Here is an 18,327-nt window from a genome sequence, read left to right on the forward strand (position 1 = left end):
TAGGCAAGATCGAACGACAGCTGATGGCGTGGCATCGGCAGAGTGCGGCGAGCCGGCGGCTCGAAACGATCCCGGGCGTGGGCATCATCACCGCCACGGCGCTCGCGGCCAGCGTGCCGGATCCGTCCGTGTTCAAATCGGGCCGGCAGTTTGCGGCTTGGCTCGGGCTCGTGCCGCGGCAGAACTCGTCTGGCGGGAAGGAGCGATTGGGGCGCGTGTCGAAGATGGGGAACGGCTACCTGCGCCGCTTGCTGGTCGTCGGCGCCACCTCGGTGACACGGCGCGCGACAACTGCTGACACCCGGACCGGGGCCTGGGGCAGATCCCTGCTTGAACGTAAGCCAACGCGGCTCGTGACCGTGGCCATCGCCAACAAGACAGCGCGCAGGGCTTGGGCGCTGCTCGTGAAGGGAGAGAACTACAGGGCTGCGCCGGCGATCTGACGAAGGAGGAAATTGCGGGGCTCCAGAAGCGCCCTACCAAGATGCAAGGGCAGATGTGAATGATGATGATCGAACGGAACCGCTGTTGGGACACTCCGGGGTGGTGTCTGGGCTTCAAAGCTCGCCTGTCTGAAAGGAACCCGGCATGCGGACTTCATCAAGGCCAGCGGTCACATGCACCGCACACACAGGCCGGACAAATGACCGCAACCTGCTTCGATCAATCTTGCTCAAGAAAACCCTTGCAAAACAGGAGCCGTCCACAAATGACACCACCGTCCTGACTCGTTGACGTCACCCGACAACGCGAAGTGGTCAAAACAACTACGTTCTCAACCCATCTATGTTATTCATCTGAGTGAACCGTTCGGTAGGCGTGAGGCCAAAGCCCCGTCCACTTGCGAAACGCACGCTGAAAGCTTTTGGGTTCTTCATAGCCAAGTGATCGGGCGATGGTTGCAACGGTAAAGTCCGTCTCCGTGAGCAAGACGCGTGCGCGGTTTTCTATTACACGGGCCTTGATCTCTCGAAACGACGTTCCTTCCTGTTGCAAAGCGCGTTGTAACGTGCGTCGTCCTTGCGAAAGGCGGGCGGCGACAAGGTCCTCGGACGCTTCGCCCATTGTGACCTGGGCCTGTATGATCTGTTCCACCATGTTCGTCATCGTCCGGGGCGGTCGCACTCCCATCAGAACCGGGAGATCCGACAGTGTCACGATGTCCCGAGGATGCGGCGGGTGCGGGTTCGGGGTGCCAAGGTCGCCCGCTTGTATGGCGACGAGGGGCATCTCTGCGCCGCATCGGACCGGCGCGCCGATCTTGTCCTCCAGATATTGCATGCGCCGATCCGCGCTGCCTGTCACCTCTACCCAAGCTGGTCGCCAGTCCGGTCCAAGGAAATGCCGGATCACTTGGATGAGGATGAAAAGTGCGCCATCGTCGAGGTGATGATGCCCGATGACCGTGCCGACCGTGGATCGGCGCCCCAATAGGACGTGCGCTTTGGCGTCTTGCAGAACGATCTCACCCCCGGGCTGTATCAGGGGAAAGGTCATGCGGCCCCGTTTCAGCGCCGCGCCCAGGTCGCCGGCGCCCAGAACATACCGGGCATAGGCGGCATAAGCCTGGTAATCGAACTGCGTCGCGACACGGGCACCCAGATGCGGGTCTCCGAGCGACCGGGCGACATGCTCCACAACGCTCGCTTCCAGTCGGTAAGGAATGAATCCCTGTGTTTGGGACAGCAGCCGACGGGAGATGTCTGACGCCGCCAGTGCCCGGTCCACGACACTCGGAGTCGCGACTTTATCAAGAAGGTCAATCACCTGCTTGAATTCGACGACGTTTAACAAGGGAACAATCATACCCAAGAATGTCGCAAAATGATCCCGACTTCCAGTCTATCATTTAGGAGAATCGTTTGTGGGGTCGGGATTTGAGCATGAAGAACAGGGTTTTTTCGTTTTTTGTGCTGGCGATGCAGGGCACTGGTACCATTGCGTCCGCGCAGTTGGCGGACAATTGGGAGTTTCAAGTCACGCCATATGCCTGGCTCTCAGGACTCTCCGGCGAAGTGGGCACCATTCCGGGGCTGCCATCCGGCAGTGTCGATCTGTCGTTCGGCGATATTCTCGACGATCTTGATTTCGCGGGGATGTTGATGGCCAGCGCCAGAAACGGACCTTGGGTCGTCTATCTAGACACAACCTATGCTCGCACAACATCGAATGAGGCTCTGGGCGGTGTCATATTCGACAATGTGAAAATCGAAAGTGAAACGACAACCTTCGCGCTCGCTTTCGGCAGAACGCTTGCGGAGACGTCACAAGGTCACCTTGACGCTTACTTCGGGGCGAGGGGCTGGTGGCTCGAGAACAAGTTCGACTTGACGGCAACGGGTGGCGGCATGTCCAGCCGAACCGAGAAAGCGGACTGGATCAGTCCCCTGATCGGGTTGACCGGTCGTTATCAAGTTGCGGATCGCTGGGCTGTCTTCGGTGCGGTGGAGGCCGGCGGCTTTGGTATCGGCGCAGATAGCGAATGGTCCGTTCTGGCCGGCGCTACATGGCAGGTCAATGACAGGTTCGGCATGAGTTTCGGCTGGCGGCATCTCGATGTCGATTACAACAAGGCCGGCGTCGTGTTCGACGCGGCCCAGTCCGGGCCGGTGTTCGGCGCGAATTTCAGGTTCTGAGGAGAGATTTTCATGCAGCACTACGCAGCGTTGGTGCCGGTGAGCGATAACGCCCCTCGGGCGGGTGGAGACGGCCTTTTCGATGCAGATGTAAGGAGTGAGTGACATGATCCAATTTGCAAAACCCGTTCTGACGGCAGCCCTTGTCGGATGCCTTGCGCTTTCCCTGCCTGCCGAAGCCAGTTCCAAGCGCGCCAAGAACACGATCGGCGGCGCAGCAATCGGCGCGGGCGTCGGCTACCTTGTCGGCGGAGATGACGGTGCCAAGGCCGGCGCCGTTGTGGGCGCAATTTCAGGGTACACCAAGAAAACGAAAAAGAAGAAGTAACCGGCCGGTTCGACCTCGGTCAAACATTGTATTGGAACCGATCATGAAACAGTTTCTCCGCGTCCCGCTCATCGCCTTTGGGATCAGTGCACTTTCCGGTGCGGCACAGGCAGATGACGAGATGGAGCGCATCATACAGGCCGCCACGCCGCATATGCACCACAGCTGTGAAAGTGCTTTGGAAACCTATCCAGACGACGATCAAATGGTAGCAGAGATCGTTCGGCTCATGGCGATGGTGTCACTCTACAATCGTCAGATCGACGTGCTGGCCGAGGTCCCAAACGAGTCCGACCGCTCTGGTCTCAAGGTCGAGTTCATCGAGGAACTCGAAGACGCATGCGACGATGATCCAGGCAGACTTCTTGCGGGTGCGGTGGATGACGCCGTCAAAGAAACGATGGAGGCATTCGAGTGAGGGGCTTTAGGCCTCTCATGACGCGCCGGCCTGCTGACAAGCAGTTTCTGCTTCGATGAGCAAATAAAAATCAGAAGGAGACTTTGCATGAAGAACTTTCTTTTGAGTGTATGCGCTGCAGCACTGATGGCCGGAACTGCTTTGGCGCAAGAGCTTGTCGGCATGGCGCCCGACCCGAACGTCGAGTACTCGCCCTACCTGCAGCATGATTATCCGGATCAGGTGCTCTTCGGAGACACGCACCTGCATACTTCCTATTCCGCCGATGCAGGGCTGATGGCAGCGACGACGACACCGGACGATGCCTATCGCTTTGCCAAGGGCGAAACGGTGATGTCGTCAAACGGAATCCCCGCGCGGCTGGCCCGGCCACTCGACTGGCTCGTCGTCGCCGACCACGCGGAAAACCTCGGACTCGTCATCGCGCTTGACGAACAAAGCCCCTTGCTGGAGGGGAACGCGTGGGCCGAAGGCCTCGCCGAAGTCTTTGCACCGCGCACCCCCGCCGCGATGGGCCAAGCCTATCTCTACTGGACCGGCGGGTTCAGTGAGGAGGCTCCGGACGGCGACCCGTTGGCTAGCACCGGACTCGAGGCGACGATGTGGCAGCGCATCACCGAGGCGGCCGAGCGTCACAACACACCCGGCGCCTTTACCGCGTTTAACGGCTTCGAATGGTCATCGGGCCCGGGCGGCAACAACCTGCACCGCAACGTGATCTTCCGGGACGGCAAGGATTTGGCCGATCAAGTCGTTCCGTTCTCCGCCTACGACAGCGAGGACCCGGAGGATCTCTGGGACTGGATGGAGCGCTACGAAACCAAGACCGGCGGTCGGGTACTGGCGATCCCGCATAACGGCAATCTTTCTAATGGCCTGATGTTCGATGACGTGACCATGGCGGGCGAACCGCTCTCGGCAGACTACGCCACGCGCCGCATGCGCTGGGAGCCGGTCTACGAGGTCACACAGATGAAGGGCGACGGCGAGGCGCACCCGATGCTCTCGCCCGACGACGCATTCGCCGATTACGGCACCTGGGACGTTGGTAGCTTCGGGGCCGAACTGAAGACACCCGAGATGCTGCCGCGGGAATACGCGCGCGAGGCCTTTAAGCGCGGCATGGCTTATGAGGCGGAGATGGGCGTCAACCCGTTCAAGTTCGGCATGGTCGGCTCGACGGATTCGCATACCGGCCTCGCCACCACGACCGAGGACAACTTCTTCGGAAAGGTCTCGATCACGGAGCCGACGGCTGATCCGATCCGCTTCGAGGAACTGATCACTGGCCGGGCGACGCCGGACGATCCGTCCGACGACATCACCCACGCGCAGGTGCTTGCCTCCGGCCTTGCCGCCGTATGGGCGAAAGAGAACACGCGCGAAGCGATCTGGGATGCGCTGGCGCGCAAGGAGGTCTATGCCACGACAGGGACGCGCCTGCGCGTCCGCGTCTTCGCAGGAGCGTCTTTTTCCGAAGATGACCTCTCACGGTCCGATTTCGCGGCTTATGGCTACGCAAACGGTGTCCCGATGGGCGGGGATCTGACGGGCCTCGGCGGTGGCGACGTGCCCGGCCTCCTCATCCGCGCCCTGCGCGATCCCGAAGGGGCCAATCTCGACCGCGTGCAGGTGATCAAGGGCTGGGTCGACGCCGAAGGTGTGACGCAGGAACGGGTCTACGACGTGGCTTGCGCCGACGGTCGGGAGATCGTCGAGGGTGCCTGTGATGGTGCGGTGGGCAATACGGTAGACGTGGCCAGCGCAAGCTACACTAACGTGATCGGAGACCCTTTCCTCGAGACCTATTGGCGGGATCCGAACTTCGATCCGTCGCTGCGCGCCTTCTATTACGTGCGGGTCCTCGAGATCCCGACGCCACGCTGGACCACCTACGACGCCGCTTTCTTCGGGGTTGACCTGCCGGACTCCGTGTCGCCAACTCATCAGGAACGCGCCTACACCTCGCCGATCTGGTACGCGCCCGAGGGCTGATCCTCGTCAATGACAGGCTGCGCGAAGTATATTGAGATCGCGCGGCCTGCCACCAGACCGTTCTGAAGGAGAACCGATATGATCCGCTCTGTCACGATAGCAATCGCCGCAACGACGGCTCTGGCCAGCCCGGCCATGGCGCAATTCATTCCGTCGGAAGAGAGCCTTGAGGGGTTCTATAAGGGCACGGCCTATTCGCCCTATGCTCAGCGCGGGTTTCCCAGCCAGGTGTTCTGGGGCGACACGCATTTGCACACCAACATCTCGCTCGATGCGGGCATGTTCGGTAACGCGCTCGGCCCCGACGAGGCCTATCGCTTCGCCAAGGGAGAGCAGGTCACCTCCTCCACCGGCCTGCCCGCGAAACTCGGCCGCCCGCTGGACTGGCTAGTCGTCGCCGACCATTCCGACATGATGGGGTTGGCCGCCGACTTCGTGGCCGGATCGCCCGTCATCACCCAAACCGAGCAGGGTGCGCGCTGGTACGAACTGTTCTCACAGGGCGGAGAAGGTGCAGCCATGGCGGCGCTGGATCTGATCGGCAACTTCTCGCAAGGCACAATGGATCCCGCGCTGCTCGAAGCCTATGCGCCGGGCGGAACAGCCTATGCCGGCGCCTGGCAACAGATCATCGACGCGGCCGAAGCGCATAACGAGCCCGACCGCTTCACCGCGTTCATTGGCTACGAGTGGACTTCGCTCGAGAAAGGCAACAACCTGCACCGCAACGTCATTCTTCGCGACGGGGCGCGTCGGGCCGAGCAAGTCCTACCGTTGGTGACACAACCGCCCTTCGGTTCGAACGATCCGCTCAAGCTCTACGAGTGGATGGAGATGTACGAACAGGAGACCGGCGGTCAGGCGCTCGCCATCGCACATAACGGCAATCTCTCGAATGGGATCATGTTTCCGGTCGACGCGCAGTTCACCGGGCGGGCGCTCGACGCCTTCTACGTCGAGCAACGCGCGAAATGGGAGCCGCTCTATGAGGCGACCCAGATCAAGGGCGACGGCGAGGCGCATCCCTACCTCTCGCGAGACGACGAATTCGCCGACTACGAGACCTGGGATGCCGGCAACCTGGATCTTTCAGGCGCCAAGACCGAAGACATGCTCGCGGGCGAGTACGCCCGCGAGGCGCTGAAACAGGGCCTCGGTCTGGAGGCAAAACTCGGCACGAACCCCTACAAGTTCGGCATGATCGGCTCGACCGACAGCCATACCTCGCTCTCCACCGCCGAGGAGGAGAACTATTTCGGCAAGGCGCCGATAGCAGAGCCGACGATCATGCGCGCACTTCACCCCTTCGCCAAGAGCGATGTCGGCGAATTCCCCGGATGGTCGCTGGTCGCTTCGGGCTACACCGGCGTCTGGGCGACAGAGAACACGCGCGAGGCGATCTGGGACGCGATGGCGCGCAAGGAGGTCTACGCGACCACAGGCCCGCGCATGATGGTGCGCTTCTTCGGCGGCTGGGACTTCGACGAGAACGACCTGCGCTCGCGCGCGCCCGCCTTCACCGGCTACGAGAAGGGCGTACCGATGGGCGGCGACCTGCGCGCGGCACCCGCAGGGGCGGAGGCGCCGACCTTTATGGTCTATGCGCTGCGTGACGCGGTCGGCGCGAACCTCGACCGCATCCAGATCGTGAAGGGCTGGCGGACGCCGGACGGCGAGTTGAACGAACAGGTCTACGACGTTGCCTGGTCGGACGGGCGCGAGCCCGGCGCGGACGGCAAGCTGCCACCCGTGGGCAACACCGTCGACATCGAGGCTGCGAACTGGACGAACACCATCGGCGCCTCTGAACTCGCGACCGTCTGGACCGATCCGGACTTCGACCCGGCGGCGCAGGCCTTCTACTACGCGCGCGTGATCGAGATCCCGACGCCGCGCTGGGTGCTCTACGACAAGGTGCGCCTGGGCGCCGAGATTCCCGAGGCGGCAACGCTGACAGGGCAGGAGCGGGCCTATACCTCGCCGATCTGGTACACGCCATGACGATGACCTTCAGAGCGGGTTGGCTTGCATTTGCCATGTTCTGGATGGCGCATCCCGCGCTGGCCTGCGGCGTCTGCATCGAGAGGCCTGAGGACAGCTTGTCCGACCTTCTGTTGGAGACCGATAGTGTTGTCGTGGCGCGCGAAGAACTCACCCGACCGTTTCGTTTCGGCGTTACGATGGTTCTGGCCGGTTCCGGCGAGCGCGACACCGCCATCCCGTTTCTGGTCGACAGCGCCACGCGGCGCAAACTGGCGTTGAACCCTTCGGACGTCCGTGACCGGATCGTAGCAGCGTTGCACAATGGTATCATCGGCCAGTTGGGGGCTTGGGCAACGGCTCTTGTCGAGATCGATGGAGTGGCAGGAGTGGAACGTCTGACAGCGGGATGGTTTGACCGACCGGACAGCAGAGCAGAGGATATTCGTGATGTCGTATCGGCTTTGGCGTTGCACGGGCGCTACGGCGATCCAGCTCTTCGCCAACGGATCCTCGAGGAGCTTGCGTCATTGCCATCATTGCGACCCGATGTCGTGGGCTCTGTCGTGATCGCTTTGGGGAACATCGGCGATTATACAAGGACGGACGCCACCCGAAGCGCAGTGGCCAGAGCGCCGGGAAAAGAGCTTACTCGTATCGACTCCGCAGAACTGTTCGCGGCATCGTCCCATGTTTATCGGGCAGGGCAAATTGGTAGCATTCCCGCGAGATCGGATCAGGAGAATAAAGAATGAAGAGAGGGGTAGTTGTCACCTTAACCATCGCTCTCTTTCTCACTGGGGCTGCTGCACAAGCACACACAGATGAGGGCATGCAGGGTGGGCTTCTCAGTGGGTTCACCCATCCGCTCTTTGGATGGGACCACGTGGTGGCCATGGTCGCGGTAGGGCTTTGGGGTGCCTTTCTCGGTCGCCCCGCCATCTGGATCCTGCCCGTGGTCTTCCCGGTGGTGATGGCGTTTGGCGGCGCACTTGGCGTGCAGGGCGTGCCACTTCCGGCAGTCGAGGCGGGCATTGCCCTGTCGGGCGTGGTCCTCGGCCTGATGGTTGCGATGGCGGTCAAGGCCCCGTTATGGATCGCGGCCGTGATCGTCGGGGCCTTCGCGGTGTTCCACGGACACGCGCACGGAACCGAACTGCCCGAGGCTGCAAGCCCCTATGCCTATGCGTTGGGATTCGTGGTTTCGACAGGTATTCTGCATCTGGCAGGTATCGCCTTCGGGTCCCTTACCGCGCGCCCCTGGGGAGGCTACGCGGTGCGGGCCGCCGGTGTCGTCATCGCAGCAGTGGGTGCGGCCTTCTTGACCGGGATTGCGTGATGTCCCCAAATCCGCAGGTACGTTGGTTAAGCGTATCAGGTATCCATGTCCTTCTGGACCTTGCAGCGAAGTAATCGATAACTTTCATGACGTCCTTTTTCCGAGAACCGCTTCTTCACTTCTTTCTTATTGGCTGCGCGGTTTTCGGGCTCTTCGCTGTTTTCGATGACGCACCGCCGCCCGTCGCGGCCAATGAACTTGTCGTTACTGAAGCGGATGCAAGGCGCCTCGTGAATGAGTTCGAAGCAGTCTGGCGGCGCGCTCCTTCAGCACGGGAACTTGAGGGGCTTATAGATCAGCATGTGAGGGAAGAGGTTTACGTTCGTGAAGCCTTGGCCCTCGGCCTGGATCGCAACGACGCCGTGATCCGTCGGCGTCTTCAGACCAAGATGGAGTTCATCACCGAAAGTGGGGCCGAAGCGGTGCAGCCTGATGACGCCACTCTTCAGGGCCATCTCGAGGACAATGTCGAGAAGTTCGCCATGCCGGCGCTACTGGCCTTCGAGCAGGTATTGCTGAACGGTCCTCTCGACGAGTCCGACCTGCGCGCCGCGAAGGCGCTTCTGGAGCGTGGCGGTTACCCCGAGGAATACCTGCAGGCGAGCCTAATTCCGCAAGCGTTTCGTCTGAGCCCGCGGCGGGTCGTCGACGGCAGTTTCGGCGCAGGAATGTTCGACAGGCTCAATGCGTTGCCACCTGGAGAATGGGCGGGTCCTGTCGAAACGCCCTTCGGCCGACACCTCGTGCGGGTAACCGAGAAGCGCGAAGGCGAATTGCCCCCTTTGACCGAGATCAGAGATCGGGTCGAGCAGGATTGGCGCGCGGCCTTCGCAACAAGTCTTCGTGAAGCGCGTTACCGCGCGCTTTTGTCCCGCTACGAGGTTGAAAGGCCGAATGCTGCTGAGGTGCTGGCCCGATGAGTTTGCGAACGTTGTTCTTGGCCATGATCGCACTGCTAGTGCTGTTCAGCCCGAACCGCGTTTCGGCACATGCTCTCGAGCCGGGGTATCTTGAGCTTCAGCCGATTGGTGGCTTGGAATGGCGCGTTACCTGGCGCAAGCCTCAGGTCGGTGGTGCACCCATGCAAATTGACGCCGTCTTGCCCGAGGGGTGCGATCCTCGCCGAGGGCCTGAACCGTCCTATGACGGGCGCGCTTTCTTGAGCGGATGGATCGCGACGTGTCCGGAGGGTCTTGCCGGCGGCGAAATCCGGGTCGAAGGATTGGAGCGGACCCGCACCGACGTGCTTATTCGTTATAGGCTAATCGACTCCGATGCCATTCAAACCGCGCGTCTCACCTCTACCACCCCAAGCTTAACCATCCCTGCGTCGCAAGACACGCTCGGGGTGTTTTCAACCTATTTCTCACTGGGCGTCCATCACATCCTGATGGGGGTGGATCACCTTCTTTTCGTCCTGATGCTGCTTTTGCTGATCCGCGACTGGCGCAGGCTGCTCGCCGCTGTGACATCCTTTACCGTCGCACACAGCCTGTCGCTCGCTGCGGCGAGCCTTGGTTGGATCGTCGTGCCCGCCCCTCCGGTCGAGGCGATCGTCGCACTCTCGATCATGTTTCTTGCGGCGGAATTGCTGCACGAACCCGGTGACCGGTCCCGGCTTTCGGAGCGCTATCCCTGGGCCGTGGCTTTCGCCTTCGGGCTTCTGCATGGGCTTGGCTTCGCCCGCGCTCTGCTTGAGGTGGGCCTGCCCGAGAACGACGTCCCGCTGGCCCTGCTGGCGTTCAACATAGGTGTTGAGGCTGGGCAAATCCTGTTCATCGCACTGGCTCTAGCCGTCGGAGGAGCACTGGCAAAGCTTTATCCTCTCGTGGTGCAGAGACTTGTCGCACCCGGATCGAGGGGCTTTCGGGTCGTGGCCTACGGGGTGGGAACGCTGGCAGCCTACTGGGTCGCCGAGCGCGTCGCCGGCTTCATCGCATGACGAGGAACCGCCGCCCGAAATGGGGCCCCGAAGGGCGATCCTGCAGGCTTCTGCCACGGTTTGCTGCGATCTTGTCGACCAGCGGCGCGGTTATGACGCTCACCCCTGCAACGGCCTTTGCCCATGATGCGTTCGGGGATCTCGGCCCCTTCTACGGAAGCATGCTGCACCCGCTGGTCGACCCGCTGCAGGCCGCCGTCCTCATCGGCACGGCCGCCTTCCTTGCCGGCCGTTCCCTGACGGTCGTGCGCGGCGCGCTTCCGGTCTATGTTCTTTCAGCTGCACTTGCTGCTGTTGCACTGTCGGTTAGCCAGCTGGCTTCGCCGCCGAGTTGGCTCCCTGGCCTTGCCGCTGTGCTGATAGGGCTCGCGGCCACCGTGCCCGAGCGCTGGATGCCGCGACCCACGGTCTACGCGCTCGTTGCCGTGACGGGTGCGCTGACCGGTCTTGCGCCGGGTTCGTCTGACACGGGGCTCTCACCTCAACCGCTGCTGGGAACGGCTTTCGGCATTTCTGTTCTGGCGACGCTTGCCTGGTTCGCGATGGAGGCCGCTTCCCGCCGCCTGTCATGGCTCGTACCTAAGGTAATAGGGTCATGGGTTGCCGCTGTGGGCATTCTGGTTTTGGCGTTTTCGCTGTGATTGGTGTCGTGCGGATAAGCGCTGACGCCCCCCGGACAAGGCGCCCTCGCGAGGGTGAATGGCCAGTTGGTCTTCAATGGGTCAGTTTGGTAGCCTCGATTCCAGGTCGTGTTTGCGCTCCTGAGGTGTTCAAGTGCTTTGCGCCGACCTGCAGAAGGAGACCGAAATTGGCTTCATGGCTGTTGCGCTTTGTGTTATTGGCGGGTCTTGCGACCATCACCGCATGCGGACCGGCCGTTTATGACGAAATCGATTTGATGCCTTCTCCGACGGTCTACGCGGAAACGAACGTCACCCCTTTTGCAGACGTGACAAACGCAAACGCCAGTGACAGAGCGAAAATGTTCTATGTTACGGATCGGATGCCCGCCGATCCCGCCGATCCCCAAGCCTATTACAACAATGAGCGCGGTCACATCCTGCGTGCCGGGATCGCCAGGGTTCAAGTCGACCCGCCGCTGACAAACTGGGGGGAAATCCGGCAGGCCACACTGATGGAGAACCGCGAACAGGACTACAAGCTGAGGCTGTCACAGGTCAACGAAATCGGCGTCTTGCCGTTCAGCATGAGCCGATACTTCGAGGATGCGCCCTCTCGGGAAGAGATGCATGCCGCCGGGCGAACCTTTGCGGCGCAGGTCGACGCGCAGTTGGCAGCCTCGCAAAACAAGGACATCTTCATTTACGTCCACGGGTATAATGTCGATTTCGACTACTCGGCTCTTGTCTCCAAGGAACTGCAGCATTTTCTTGGCTACCAGGGGGCTTTCATCAGCTATAACTGGACGGCTACGCCCAGCCGGCTGGCCTACTTCCGGGACCAGGAATCCGTGCTGTCCACACGGCGCAACCTTCGGGCACTGGTCGAGTATCTGTCGGAAAACACGCGCACCCGGAGGATCCATCTCGTCGGCTACAGCGCCGGTACCCGGCTTGTCTTCGAGGTCGCGTACCAGATCGCCTTGCGATCCGGCTCGAAGGCGAAGCTTGGGCATGTCATTCTGATCGCCAGCGACCTTGACACGTCCTTTGTCCTGCAATCGCTGGACGACGGGCTGCTGGATGTCGTGGACGATCTGACTTTTTATCAGTCGCAGACGGATTCCGCCCTCGCCGTATCCAGATTTGTCTTTGGCAGGCAACGGATCGGGCAGGCGTCCGAGGCGGAAACGGTGCCTCCGGGCCTGACCAAGGGCTTGGCGGATTTCGATGACCTGCACATCATCGACGTGACGGATGCCGAAGCCGCTGACACGGGAAATGGCCACTGGTATTTTCAATCCTCGCCTTGGGCAAGCAGTGATCTTTTCATATCACTGCTAACCGACAAGGCGCCGGAGGCACGTGGACTTGTGCGGGCACCGGGCGATTTCGTGTGGCGATTTCCCGCGAACTACCCTGCCGTTCTGAAGTCTCTGGGACCGGGCTTATGAGGCGACCCGACGATCGCGCGATCCCCGACCTCGGACCTCGGTACTTGCGAGGCGGGCGGGTGCAGCCACCCAATAGCTTTGTTGAAAATCTACATAACAAAAAACATCATCCGCTTTGAAGGCACGAACCCTGTTAGCTATCCTCCCTGGTTTCCAGTCGAATCTTAAGCGTTTGGCTTTCCAAAGGGTAATCCAAACTCGAAATTCCAATGACTTAGTCGGCCTTGAACAACGCCTTCAGATCGGCTGGGCGGCATGAACGCCAAACTTCATGCCGTTGGCAAAGCCTGGAGCCTAACTTACCAACGCGGGTTCTCGCGGGAGCGGGTCAGAACGAATATCCAATTCCGGTCATCCAACACTATTCGAGAATAGCTCGTCGCTCGACTTGTCTTGGGGTTTGCTTCGTGACGGATGTGCCGCTTGTTTCAGAGCGCGCTGAATAGCACCGGCGCAGGAAAACCCGCACAGGGGCGCCGTCTCTGCGGCCGACATTCCCTGTTGAACCATCAGTTCCCGCGCCCGGGCCAGGCGAAGGTGCTGATAGCACTTTCCGGGTGAGAGACCGAGATCGGCTTCGAACAGGCGGGCCATTGTGCGCAGCGTAAGGCCGGCAGCGGCGGCGATATCGGGCAGGCGGCGGGGGCTTTCGATGGAGGCGGCCATCAGGTCCAGCACCTTGCGAATGCGGGGGTCGGGATGGGACGGCAGGCCACCAAATGCACCGTCCGGCTCTCCCGCGCGGTGTGGCGCGTTCAGGAACATCGACGCAGCATCAAACCGGGCCGCCGCGCCGAACCGGCGCGCGATCTCTTGCAGCACCAATTCCATCGCCCCCGCGGCGCTGCCGCAGGTCAGCCATTTGCCGTCGGTCACAAGAGGGACCCGGGTCACGGTCACGTTAGGAAAGGTTGCGGTGAATTCGTCCAGCAACTGCCAGTGCAGGGTCGCGCGCCTGCCATCCAGATAGCCCGCCGAGGCCAGCAACCATGCCCCTGTATCGGCGGCAATGACACTTTGGGCCTTGCGCGCTATCGTCAGCGCGCGGCGGGTGGCGGGCTGGCCAGCCTCCTGCCGGAACCTGTCGCCGCCAACCACGATCAGAAGGTTGCACGCCTTTGCCTGCGCCAGCTGACAATCGGGCGCAAGAGACAACCCGCTGGACGACCCGACGGGGCCATCGCGTGGGGTCAGGATGGTCCAGGTGATGTCCACACCATGCTCATCCCGGACTACGCGCAGGGGTTCCAGTAGACAGGCCAGAACCATGTTCGAGAACGCCTCGAACAGCAGGAAGTTGATCTGCAATGACGGTGTGGTCTTTGGCAGATTTTGTTTCATATTTGGCAGTATCCGTTATTTTAAACGGAATGGCGATGGCGCATCCTGATCCAGGCAGCACCCTGGAGAAACGCCATGTCCGACCGACCCCTGAGCCATATTCGCGTGTTGGATTTCGGCCATTACCTTGCCGGGCCGATGGTCGGCATGATGCTGGCCGATCTGGGGGCCGAAGTGATCCGCATCGACCCGCCGGGCGGTCCGCGCTGGACCGATCCGGCCTTCGACATGCTGTCGCGGGGCAAGCGGTCTTTGGTGCTCGACCTCAAGACCGAGGTTGGGCGTCGGACCGCGCTGGATATGGTCGCCCGCGCCGATGTGGTGATCGACAATTTCCGCCCCGGCGTCATGACGCGGCTGGGGCTTGGCCCTGCCGATCTGCGCGCCGCAAATCCCGGTATCGTGTCGCTTTCCTTGCCCGGCTTTGCCTCGACCGACCTCGAGCTGGCCGGATTGGCCGCGTGGGAGGCGGTCATTGCCGCGCGCACGGGCCAGTTCACCGATATGGGTCTGAACCGGCAGTTGATGGGTATCAACCCGTCGTTTACACCGCTGGGCCTTGCCTCGGCCTATGGCGCGGCGTTCGGCACGATGGCGGTGCTGTTTGCGCTTGGCGCGCGGGAGCGGATGGGGGGCGAGCATATCGAGGTGCCACTGGCCTCGGCCCTGTTCGAGGGGCTGGTTTACAATTGCGAGCAGGTGCAGGATTACCCCGCCCGCTACAAATCTCCGCGCGAGGTGGAATTGGACCGTCGCCGCGCGGGCGGCCTGCCGCTGGACCTCAGCTATGCCGATCTGGGCGCGTTCCTCGACCCGTTCTATCGCACCTATACCTGTGCCGACGGGCGGGGGTTCTATGTCGTGTCCTGTTCGATCAAGACACACCCGCGCCGGGTATTGAATGTGCTGGGGTTGGACGATCTGGCCGAAACACTGCCTGATTTTGACGCATATCTGGATCAGAAGGATTGGCCCCAAGAATGGGCTTTGCGTAACTATCCGGTGGGCGAAAGGGATCGTAAGCGCGTGTCGGAAGCGATGCAGGCGGCCTTCCTGACCCGGCCGTCGTGGGAATGGGAGGCGATCTTTGGCGCCGCCAAGGCGCCGGCCAGTGCGCAGCGCAGCACGCGCGACTGGCTGGCCGATCCGCATGCCCTGGCGTCGGGGTTGGTGCTGACGGTCGAGGACCCGCGCCATGGGCCGATGCGGCAGTTGGGCAATCTGGCGTGGATGGTCGGGGATGCGGGCGCGATGGACAAGAGGCCAGGCCCGGTGGTCGACGACCTCCGCGCCGATCTGCCCGCGCTGTTGGCCGAGACCCCGCGCGCCGTGTCAACAGGCAAGGACGTGGGAGGTTGGCTCGACGGTCTCACGGTGGTGGACCTGACCAACGTGATTGCGGGGCCGACCATCGGCGCGACGCTGGCGCGGTTCGGGGCAAAGGTGACCTCGGTCCAGCCGGTCAGCCCCTCGGTCGATCCGTGGAACGCCATCGTCTTTGGCCTGCACGCCCATCGCGGCAAGGAAAGCGTATTGCTGGATCTGGGCAGCGCTGCGGGCCGCGCGGCGCTGGAGCGGCTGATCGCGGGCGCGGATGTGGTGACGATGAACGGTACCGATGAACAGCGCGACGCGCTTGGCCTGTCGCCCGACCGCCTGGCGACGCTGAACCCGCGCGTGATCCTGGTTCAGCTCGATGCCTGGGGCGGGCCGATGCGGGGACCGAAATCGGACCATCTGGGCTATGACGATCTGGCGCAGGCCGCGACCGGCGTGATGCTGCGCTTTGGCGGCGGGCCGGACACGCCCGAAGAACACGCGCATTTCGGAACCATCGACGCGCTGACGGGCCATGTCGCCTGCGTGGCGCTTGGCGCGGCGCTGGAACGGCGGCGGCAGACGGGCAAGGGCGGCGTGGCACGGGCGGCGTTGGCGGGCTGCGGCGCGATGATACAGGCGCAGTTCATGTATGACTTCACCGGGCGCGCGCCGTTCGATGAACCCTCGGGTCGGCTGGCGCGGGGCTGGGGGCCGTTCTATCACTGTTACCCTGCAGCCGATGGCTGGCTGTTCTTTGCCGCCCCGACCGAGCGGGCCGCCGCCCTGGCCCGCGTTCCGGAACTGGCCGATCTGGCGGGGCAGGGCGAGGACGGGCTGGATGCGGCGCTGGCCCAACGCTTTGCAGCCCATCCCGTCGCCCATTGGCAGGCGCGGCTTGCCACCGGGTCGGCCAGCGTGGTGCCGCTGGGCTCGCTTTCGGCCAATCGAGATGCGAGCCAGCAGCTTGAAAGCGACGGCCCCGCCGATATCCGGCAGGCCACTTATCGAGCCATCCGGCATGACCGGCACCCGATGGGCCGCTGGGTCGATCTGGTGGCACCCAATGCCGTCCGCCCGAACCGCGCCGCGATCACTATTCCCGGCCATGCGCCCAAACCCGGCGCGCAGACGCGCCAGATCCTGTCGCAGATCGGTTATTCCGAGGCCGACATCGCCGCCATGATTGCCGAGGGCACCGCCGCTGACGGCTGGTCCGACAAATACCTGCCGGAGTGACACAATGACGACCGAAGGACCTGGCCCTGCCATCACACCCCGCACCCGCGCCCGCGCGCGGCATATTCTGGATCACTACTATATCGGCCCGGCGCGGGACGCGCGAGTGCTGGAAATCTGGGGCTATACCCCGCGCATGACCTATGCTCCGGGTGAGGAGGTCGTGCTGCATGTCTCTACCACCGCCGAAACCTGGTCATTCGAGGTGGGCCGGGACGGCGCGACCTATGAACCGCTGTTGCGGGTCGATGACCTGCCGGGCCGGTACCACGACACACCCGCCGATTGTTCGGTCATCGGCTGCGACTGGCCCGAAAGCACCCGCTTTACCGTACCGGATGACTGGCGCCCCGGCGGTTATCTGATCACCCTGACCGCCGAGATCAACGGCGACCGGATCGAGGAACACCATCTGATCCTGATCCGCCGCGCGCCCCATCTGCCGCGCGCGCCTTATGTTCTGGTCTGCGCCACGGGCACGTGGCTGGCCTATAACTGCTGGGGCGGGTCGAACCATTACGAAGGGATCACCGGGCCCGAGGGCAACGCGTTCTCTCCTGTCGTTTCCACGCAGCGCCCATGGACACGGGGCTTCTGCAAACTGCCAGCAGGTGCGCCGCGCGCCTTGCCGGATCATCCGCCCCGGCATGGCGAGATGACGCGCTACCCTTACATGGAATGGGCCTATGCCTATGGCTATTCAAAGAAATATGCCTCGGCCGGGTGGGCCAGCTATGAACGCCATTTCGCCCGCTGGGCGGAAAGCGCAGGCTATGATCTGGACTTTTGCACGCAGCATGATCTGGACGCCGACCCCAACCGCCTGAGCGGCCATGCCTGTGCGATCTTTGTCGGCCATGACGAATATTGGAGTGCGCGTATGCGCGATGCGGTCGATGTTTACGTCGATGCGGGCGGACACGTGGCACGGTTCGCGGGCAATTTCCTGTGGCAGACGAGGATCAGCGACGATGGCCGCACCCAGACCTGCTATAAATACGTGGCCGAACGCGACCCGATGGCCGAAAGCGCCACGCCCCACCTGACCACCGCCGCGTGGGAAGTGGCCCCGGTGGGCCGCCCCGGCGCGCTGACATTCGGCGTTAACGCCCTGCGCGGGGTCTATGCGGGGCTCGGGCGCTGTGCGGGCAACGGGCCCGGCGGGTTCACGATCTACCGCCCCGGTCACTGGGCCTTCGACAGCGCGGGGCTGGGATATGGCGATGTGCTGGGCGCCGCCTCGCGTATCTTTGGGTATGAGGTCGACGGGCTGGATTACCGGATGGAGGATGGCTTGCCCTTTCCCACCTGCACCGACGGGGCGGCGCCGGACGTCGCCATCCTTGCCATGGGTCTGGCCACGAATATCGAGGCCGATACCGGGGTCTGGGGCGAAACGCTCTATATCGGCAGCGCCGATGCAGCGTTCAAAGCGACGGCGCTTTACGGCAAGGTCACGCCCGAAACGCTGGACGCCTGCGCGCGGGGCAATGGCATGATCATCCACTGGCAGAAAGGCAAGGGCGAGGTCTTCACGGCCGCGACCTGCGAATGGGTGGCAGGCCTGATCCGGAACGATGCGCAGGTGATCACCATAACCCGCAACGTGCTCGACCGGTTCGGCACATGAGACGTGGCGCCCGTTGCAAGATGAATTCAAACCTTGGCAACAGGTGCGCAGGTTTTGGAACCGGCAATATGCGGGTCAATCTGCGTGG

Annotated in this window: 16 protein-coding genes; 14 read left to right on the forward strand and 2 right to left on the reverse strand. The window is 62.5% G+C overall.

Features of this window, described 5'->3' with window-relative positions; translation table 11 throughout:
* Nucleotides 1-443 (forward strand): IS110 family RNA-guided transposase (locus AC2FNA_RS00005; RefSeq protein WP_496823431.1); only part of this gene is annotated, 443 nt, incomplete at its 5' end.
* Between the two features lie 346 nt (nt 444-789).
* On the opposite strand, the gene AC2FNA_RS00010 is transcribed toward AC2FNA_RS00005, so the two are convergent.
* On the reverse strand, nt 790-1,806 hold the full coding sequence (locus tag AC2FNA_RS00010; protein WP_496823433.1) for a helix-turn-helix domain-containing protein: 1,017 nt from the start codon (nt 1,804-1,806) through the stop codon (nt 790-792).
* Nucleotides 1,807-1,883: 77 nt separating this feature from the next.
* Here AC2FNA_RS00010 and AC2FNA_RS00015 point away from each other — a divergent pair, with 77 nt between their 5' ends.
* The 11 genes from AC2FNA_RS00015 (at nt 1,884) to AC2FNA_RS00065 (ending at nt 12,712) form a co-directional block, all read left to right on the forward strand.
* Nucleotides 1,884-2,636, forward strand: coding sequence for a hypothetical protein (locus AC2FNA_RS00015; protein WP_496823435.1), 753 nt, complete (start codon nt 1,884-1,886; stop codon nt 2,634-2,636).
* 106 nt (nt 2,637-2,742) lie between these two features.
* Nucleotides 2,743-2,964: a YMGG-like glycine zipper-containing protein gene (locus tag AC2FNA_RS00020; protein ID WP_496823436.1), complete on the forward strand. Its 222-nt coding sequence runs from the start codon at nt 2,743-2,745 to the stop codon at nt 2,962-2,964.
* 43 nt (nt 2,965-3,007) lie between these two features.
* A complete protein-coding gene (locus tag AC2FNA_RS00025; protein WP_496823438.1) occupies nt 3,008-3,382 on the forward strand; it encodes a hypothetical protein in 375 nt (124 codons plus the stop codon).
* 87 nt (nt 3,383-3,469) lie between these two features.
* Entirely contained in the window at nt 3,470-5,377 is a 1,908-nt protein-coding gene (locus tag AC2FNA_RS00030; protein WP_496823440.1) for a DUF3604 domain-containing protein, read from the forward strand.
* 78 nt (nt 5,378-5,455) lie between these two features.
* Entirely contained in the window at nt 5,456-7,378 is a 1,923-nt protein-coding gene (locus AC2FNA_RS00035; protein ID WP_496823442.1) for a DUF3604 domain-containing protein, read from the forward strand.
* Entirely contained in the window at nt 7,375-8,112 is a 738-nt protein-coding gene (locus tag AC2FNA_RS00040; RefSeq protein ID WP_496823444.1) for a hypothetical protein, read from the forward strand. The genes AC2FNA_RS00035 and AC2FNA_RS00040 overlap by 4 nt, the downstream gene beginning before the upstream one ends.
* A complete protein-coding gene (locus tag AC2FNA_RS00045; RefSeq protein ID WP_496823446.1) occupies nt 8,109-8,696 on the forward strand; it encodes a HupE/UreJ family protein in 588 nt (195 codons plus the stop codon). Before AC2FNA_RS00040 ends, AC2FNA_RS00045 begins: the two co-directional genes overlap by 4 nt.
* Nucleotides 8,697-8,782: 86 nt before the next feature.
* Nucleotides 8,783-9,616: a peptidyl-prolyl cis-trans isomerase gene (locus AC2FNA_RS00050; RefSeq protein WP_496823448.1), complete on the forward strand. Its 834-nt coding sequence runs from the start codon at nt 8,783-8,785 to the stop codon at nt 9,614-9,616.
* 23 nt (nt 9,617-9,639) lie between these two features.
* Nucleotides 9,640-10,638, forward strand: a complete 999-nt coding sequence (locus tag AC2FNA_RS00055; protein WP_496823450.1) for a HupE/UreJ family protein — start codon at nt 9,640-9,642, stop codon at nt 10,636-10,638.
* Between the two features lie 92 nt (nt 10,639-10,730).
* The gene (locus tag AC2FNA_RS00060) at nt 10,731-11,279 is read left to right on the forward strand and encodes a HupE/UreJ family protein (RefSeq protein WP_496823452.1); all 549 of its coding nucleotides are present in this window, start codon (nt 10,731-10,733) and stop codon (nt 11,277-11,279) included.
* Nucleotides 11,280-11,446: 167 nt separating this feature from the next.
* Nucleotides 11,447-12,712 carry an alpha/beta hydrolase gene (locus tag AC2FNA_RS00065; protein ID WP_496823454.1) on the forward strand — a complete coding sequence of 422 codons (1,266 nt, stop codon included), beginning with the start codon at nt 11,447-11,449 and terminating at the stop codon, nt 12,710-12,712.
* A 351-nt stretch (nt 12,713-13,063) separates the two neighbouring features.
* Here AC2FNA_RS00065 and AC2FNA_RS00070 read toward each other — a convergent pair whose 3' ends face one another.
* Complete coding sequence (locus AC2FNA_RS00070) at nt 13,064-14,053, reverse strand: GlxA family transcriptional regulator (RefSeq protein WP_496823456.1); 990 nt, start codon at nt 14,051-14,053, stop codon at nt 13,064-13,066.
* 75 nt (nt 14,054-14,128) lie between these two features.
* Here AC2FNA_RS00070 and AC2FNA_RS00075 point away from each other — a divergent pair, with 75 nt between their 5' ends.
* Both AC2FNA_RS00075 and AC2FNA_RS00080 read left to right on the forward strand, forming a co-directional pair.
* Complete coding sequence (locus AC2FNA_RS00075; protein ID WP_496823458.1) at nt 14,129-16,609, forward strand: CoA transferase; 2,481 nt, start codon at nt 14,129-14,131, stop codon at nt 16,607-16,609.
* Between the two features lie 4 nt (nt 16,610-16,613).
* Nucleotides 16,614-18,239 (forward strand): N,N-dimethylformamidase beta subunit family domain-containing protein, encoded by a 1,626-nt coding sequence (locus AC2FNA_RS00080; RefSeq protein ID WP_496823460.1) that lies wholly within the window; start codon nt 16,614-16,616, stop codon nt 18,237-18,239.
* Nucleotides 18,240-18,327: the final 88 nt, after the last annotated feature.

Source organism: Ruegeria sp. YKSD163 (assembly GCF_059612905.1).

Coding starts and splice junctions, on each gene's coding strand:
- AC2FNA_RS00060 (WP_496823452.1), top strand. CDS start 10,731: ATGACGCTCACCCCTGCAACGGCCTTTGCCCATGATGCGTTCGGGGAT.
- AC2FNA_RS00020 (WP_496823436.1), top strand. CDS start 2,743: ATGATCCAATTTGCAAAACCCGTTCTGACGGCAGCCCTTGTCGGATGC.
- AC2FNA_RS00025 (WP_496823438.1), top strand. CDS start 3,008: ATGAAACAGTTTCTCCGCGTCCCGCTCATCGCCTTTGGGATCAGTGCA.
- AC2FNA_RS00015 (WP_496823435.1), top strand. CDS start 1,884: ATGAAGAACAGGGTTTTTTCGTTTTTTGTGCTGGCGATGCAGGGCACT.
- AC2FNA_RS00070 (WP_496823456.1), bottom strand. CDS start 14,053: ATGAAACAAAATCTGCCAAAGACCACACCGTCATTGCAGATCAACTTC.
- AC2FNA_RS00040 (WP_496823444.1), top strand. CDS start 7,375: ATGACGATGACCTTCAGAGCGGGTTGGCTTGCATTTGCCATGTTCTGG.
- AC2FNA_RS00030 (WP_496823440.1), top strand. CDS start 3,470: ATGAAGAACTTTCTTTTGAGTGTATGCGCTGCAGCACTGATGGCCGGA.
- AC2FNA_RS00055 (WP_496823450.1), top strand. CDS start 9,640: ATGATCGCACTGCTAGTGCTGTTCAGCCCGAACCGCGTTTCGGCACAT.
- AC2FNA_RS00050 (WP_496823448.1), top strand. CDS start 8,783: ATGACGTCCTTTTTCCGAGAACCGCTTCTTCACTTCTTTCTTATTGGC.
- AC2FNA_RS00045 (WP_496823446.1), top strand. CDS start 8,109: ATGAAGAGAGGGGTAGTTGTCACCTTAACCATCGCTCTCTTTCTCACT.
- AC2FNA_RS00075 (WP_496823458.1), top strand. CDS start 14,129: ATGTCCGACCGACCCCTGAGCCATATTCGCGTGTTGGATTTCGGCCAT.
- AC2FNA_RS00035 (WP_496823442.1), top strand. CDS start 5,456: ATGATCCGCTCTGTCACGATAGCAATCGCCGCAACGACGGCTCTGGCC.
- AC2FNA_RS00080 (WP_496823460.1), top strand. CDS start 16,614: ATGACGACCGAAGGACCTGGCCCTGCCATCACACCCCGCACCCGCGCC.
- AC2FNA_RS00010 (WP_496823433.1), bottom strand. CDS start 1,806: ATGATTGTTCCCTTGTTAAACGTCGTCGAATTCAAGCAGGTGATTGAC.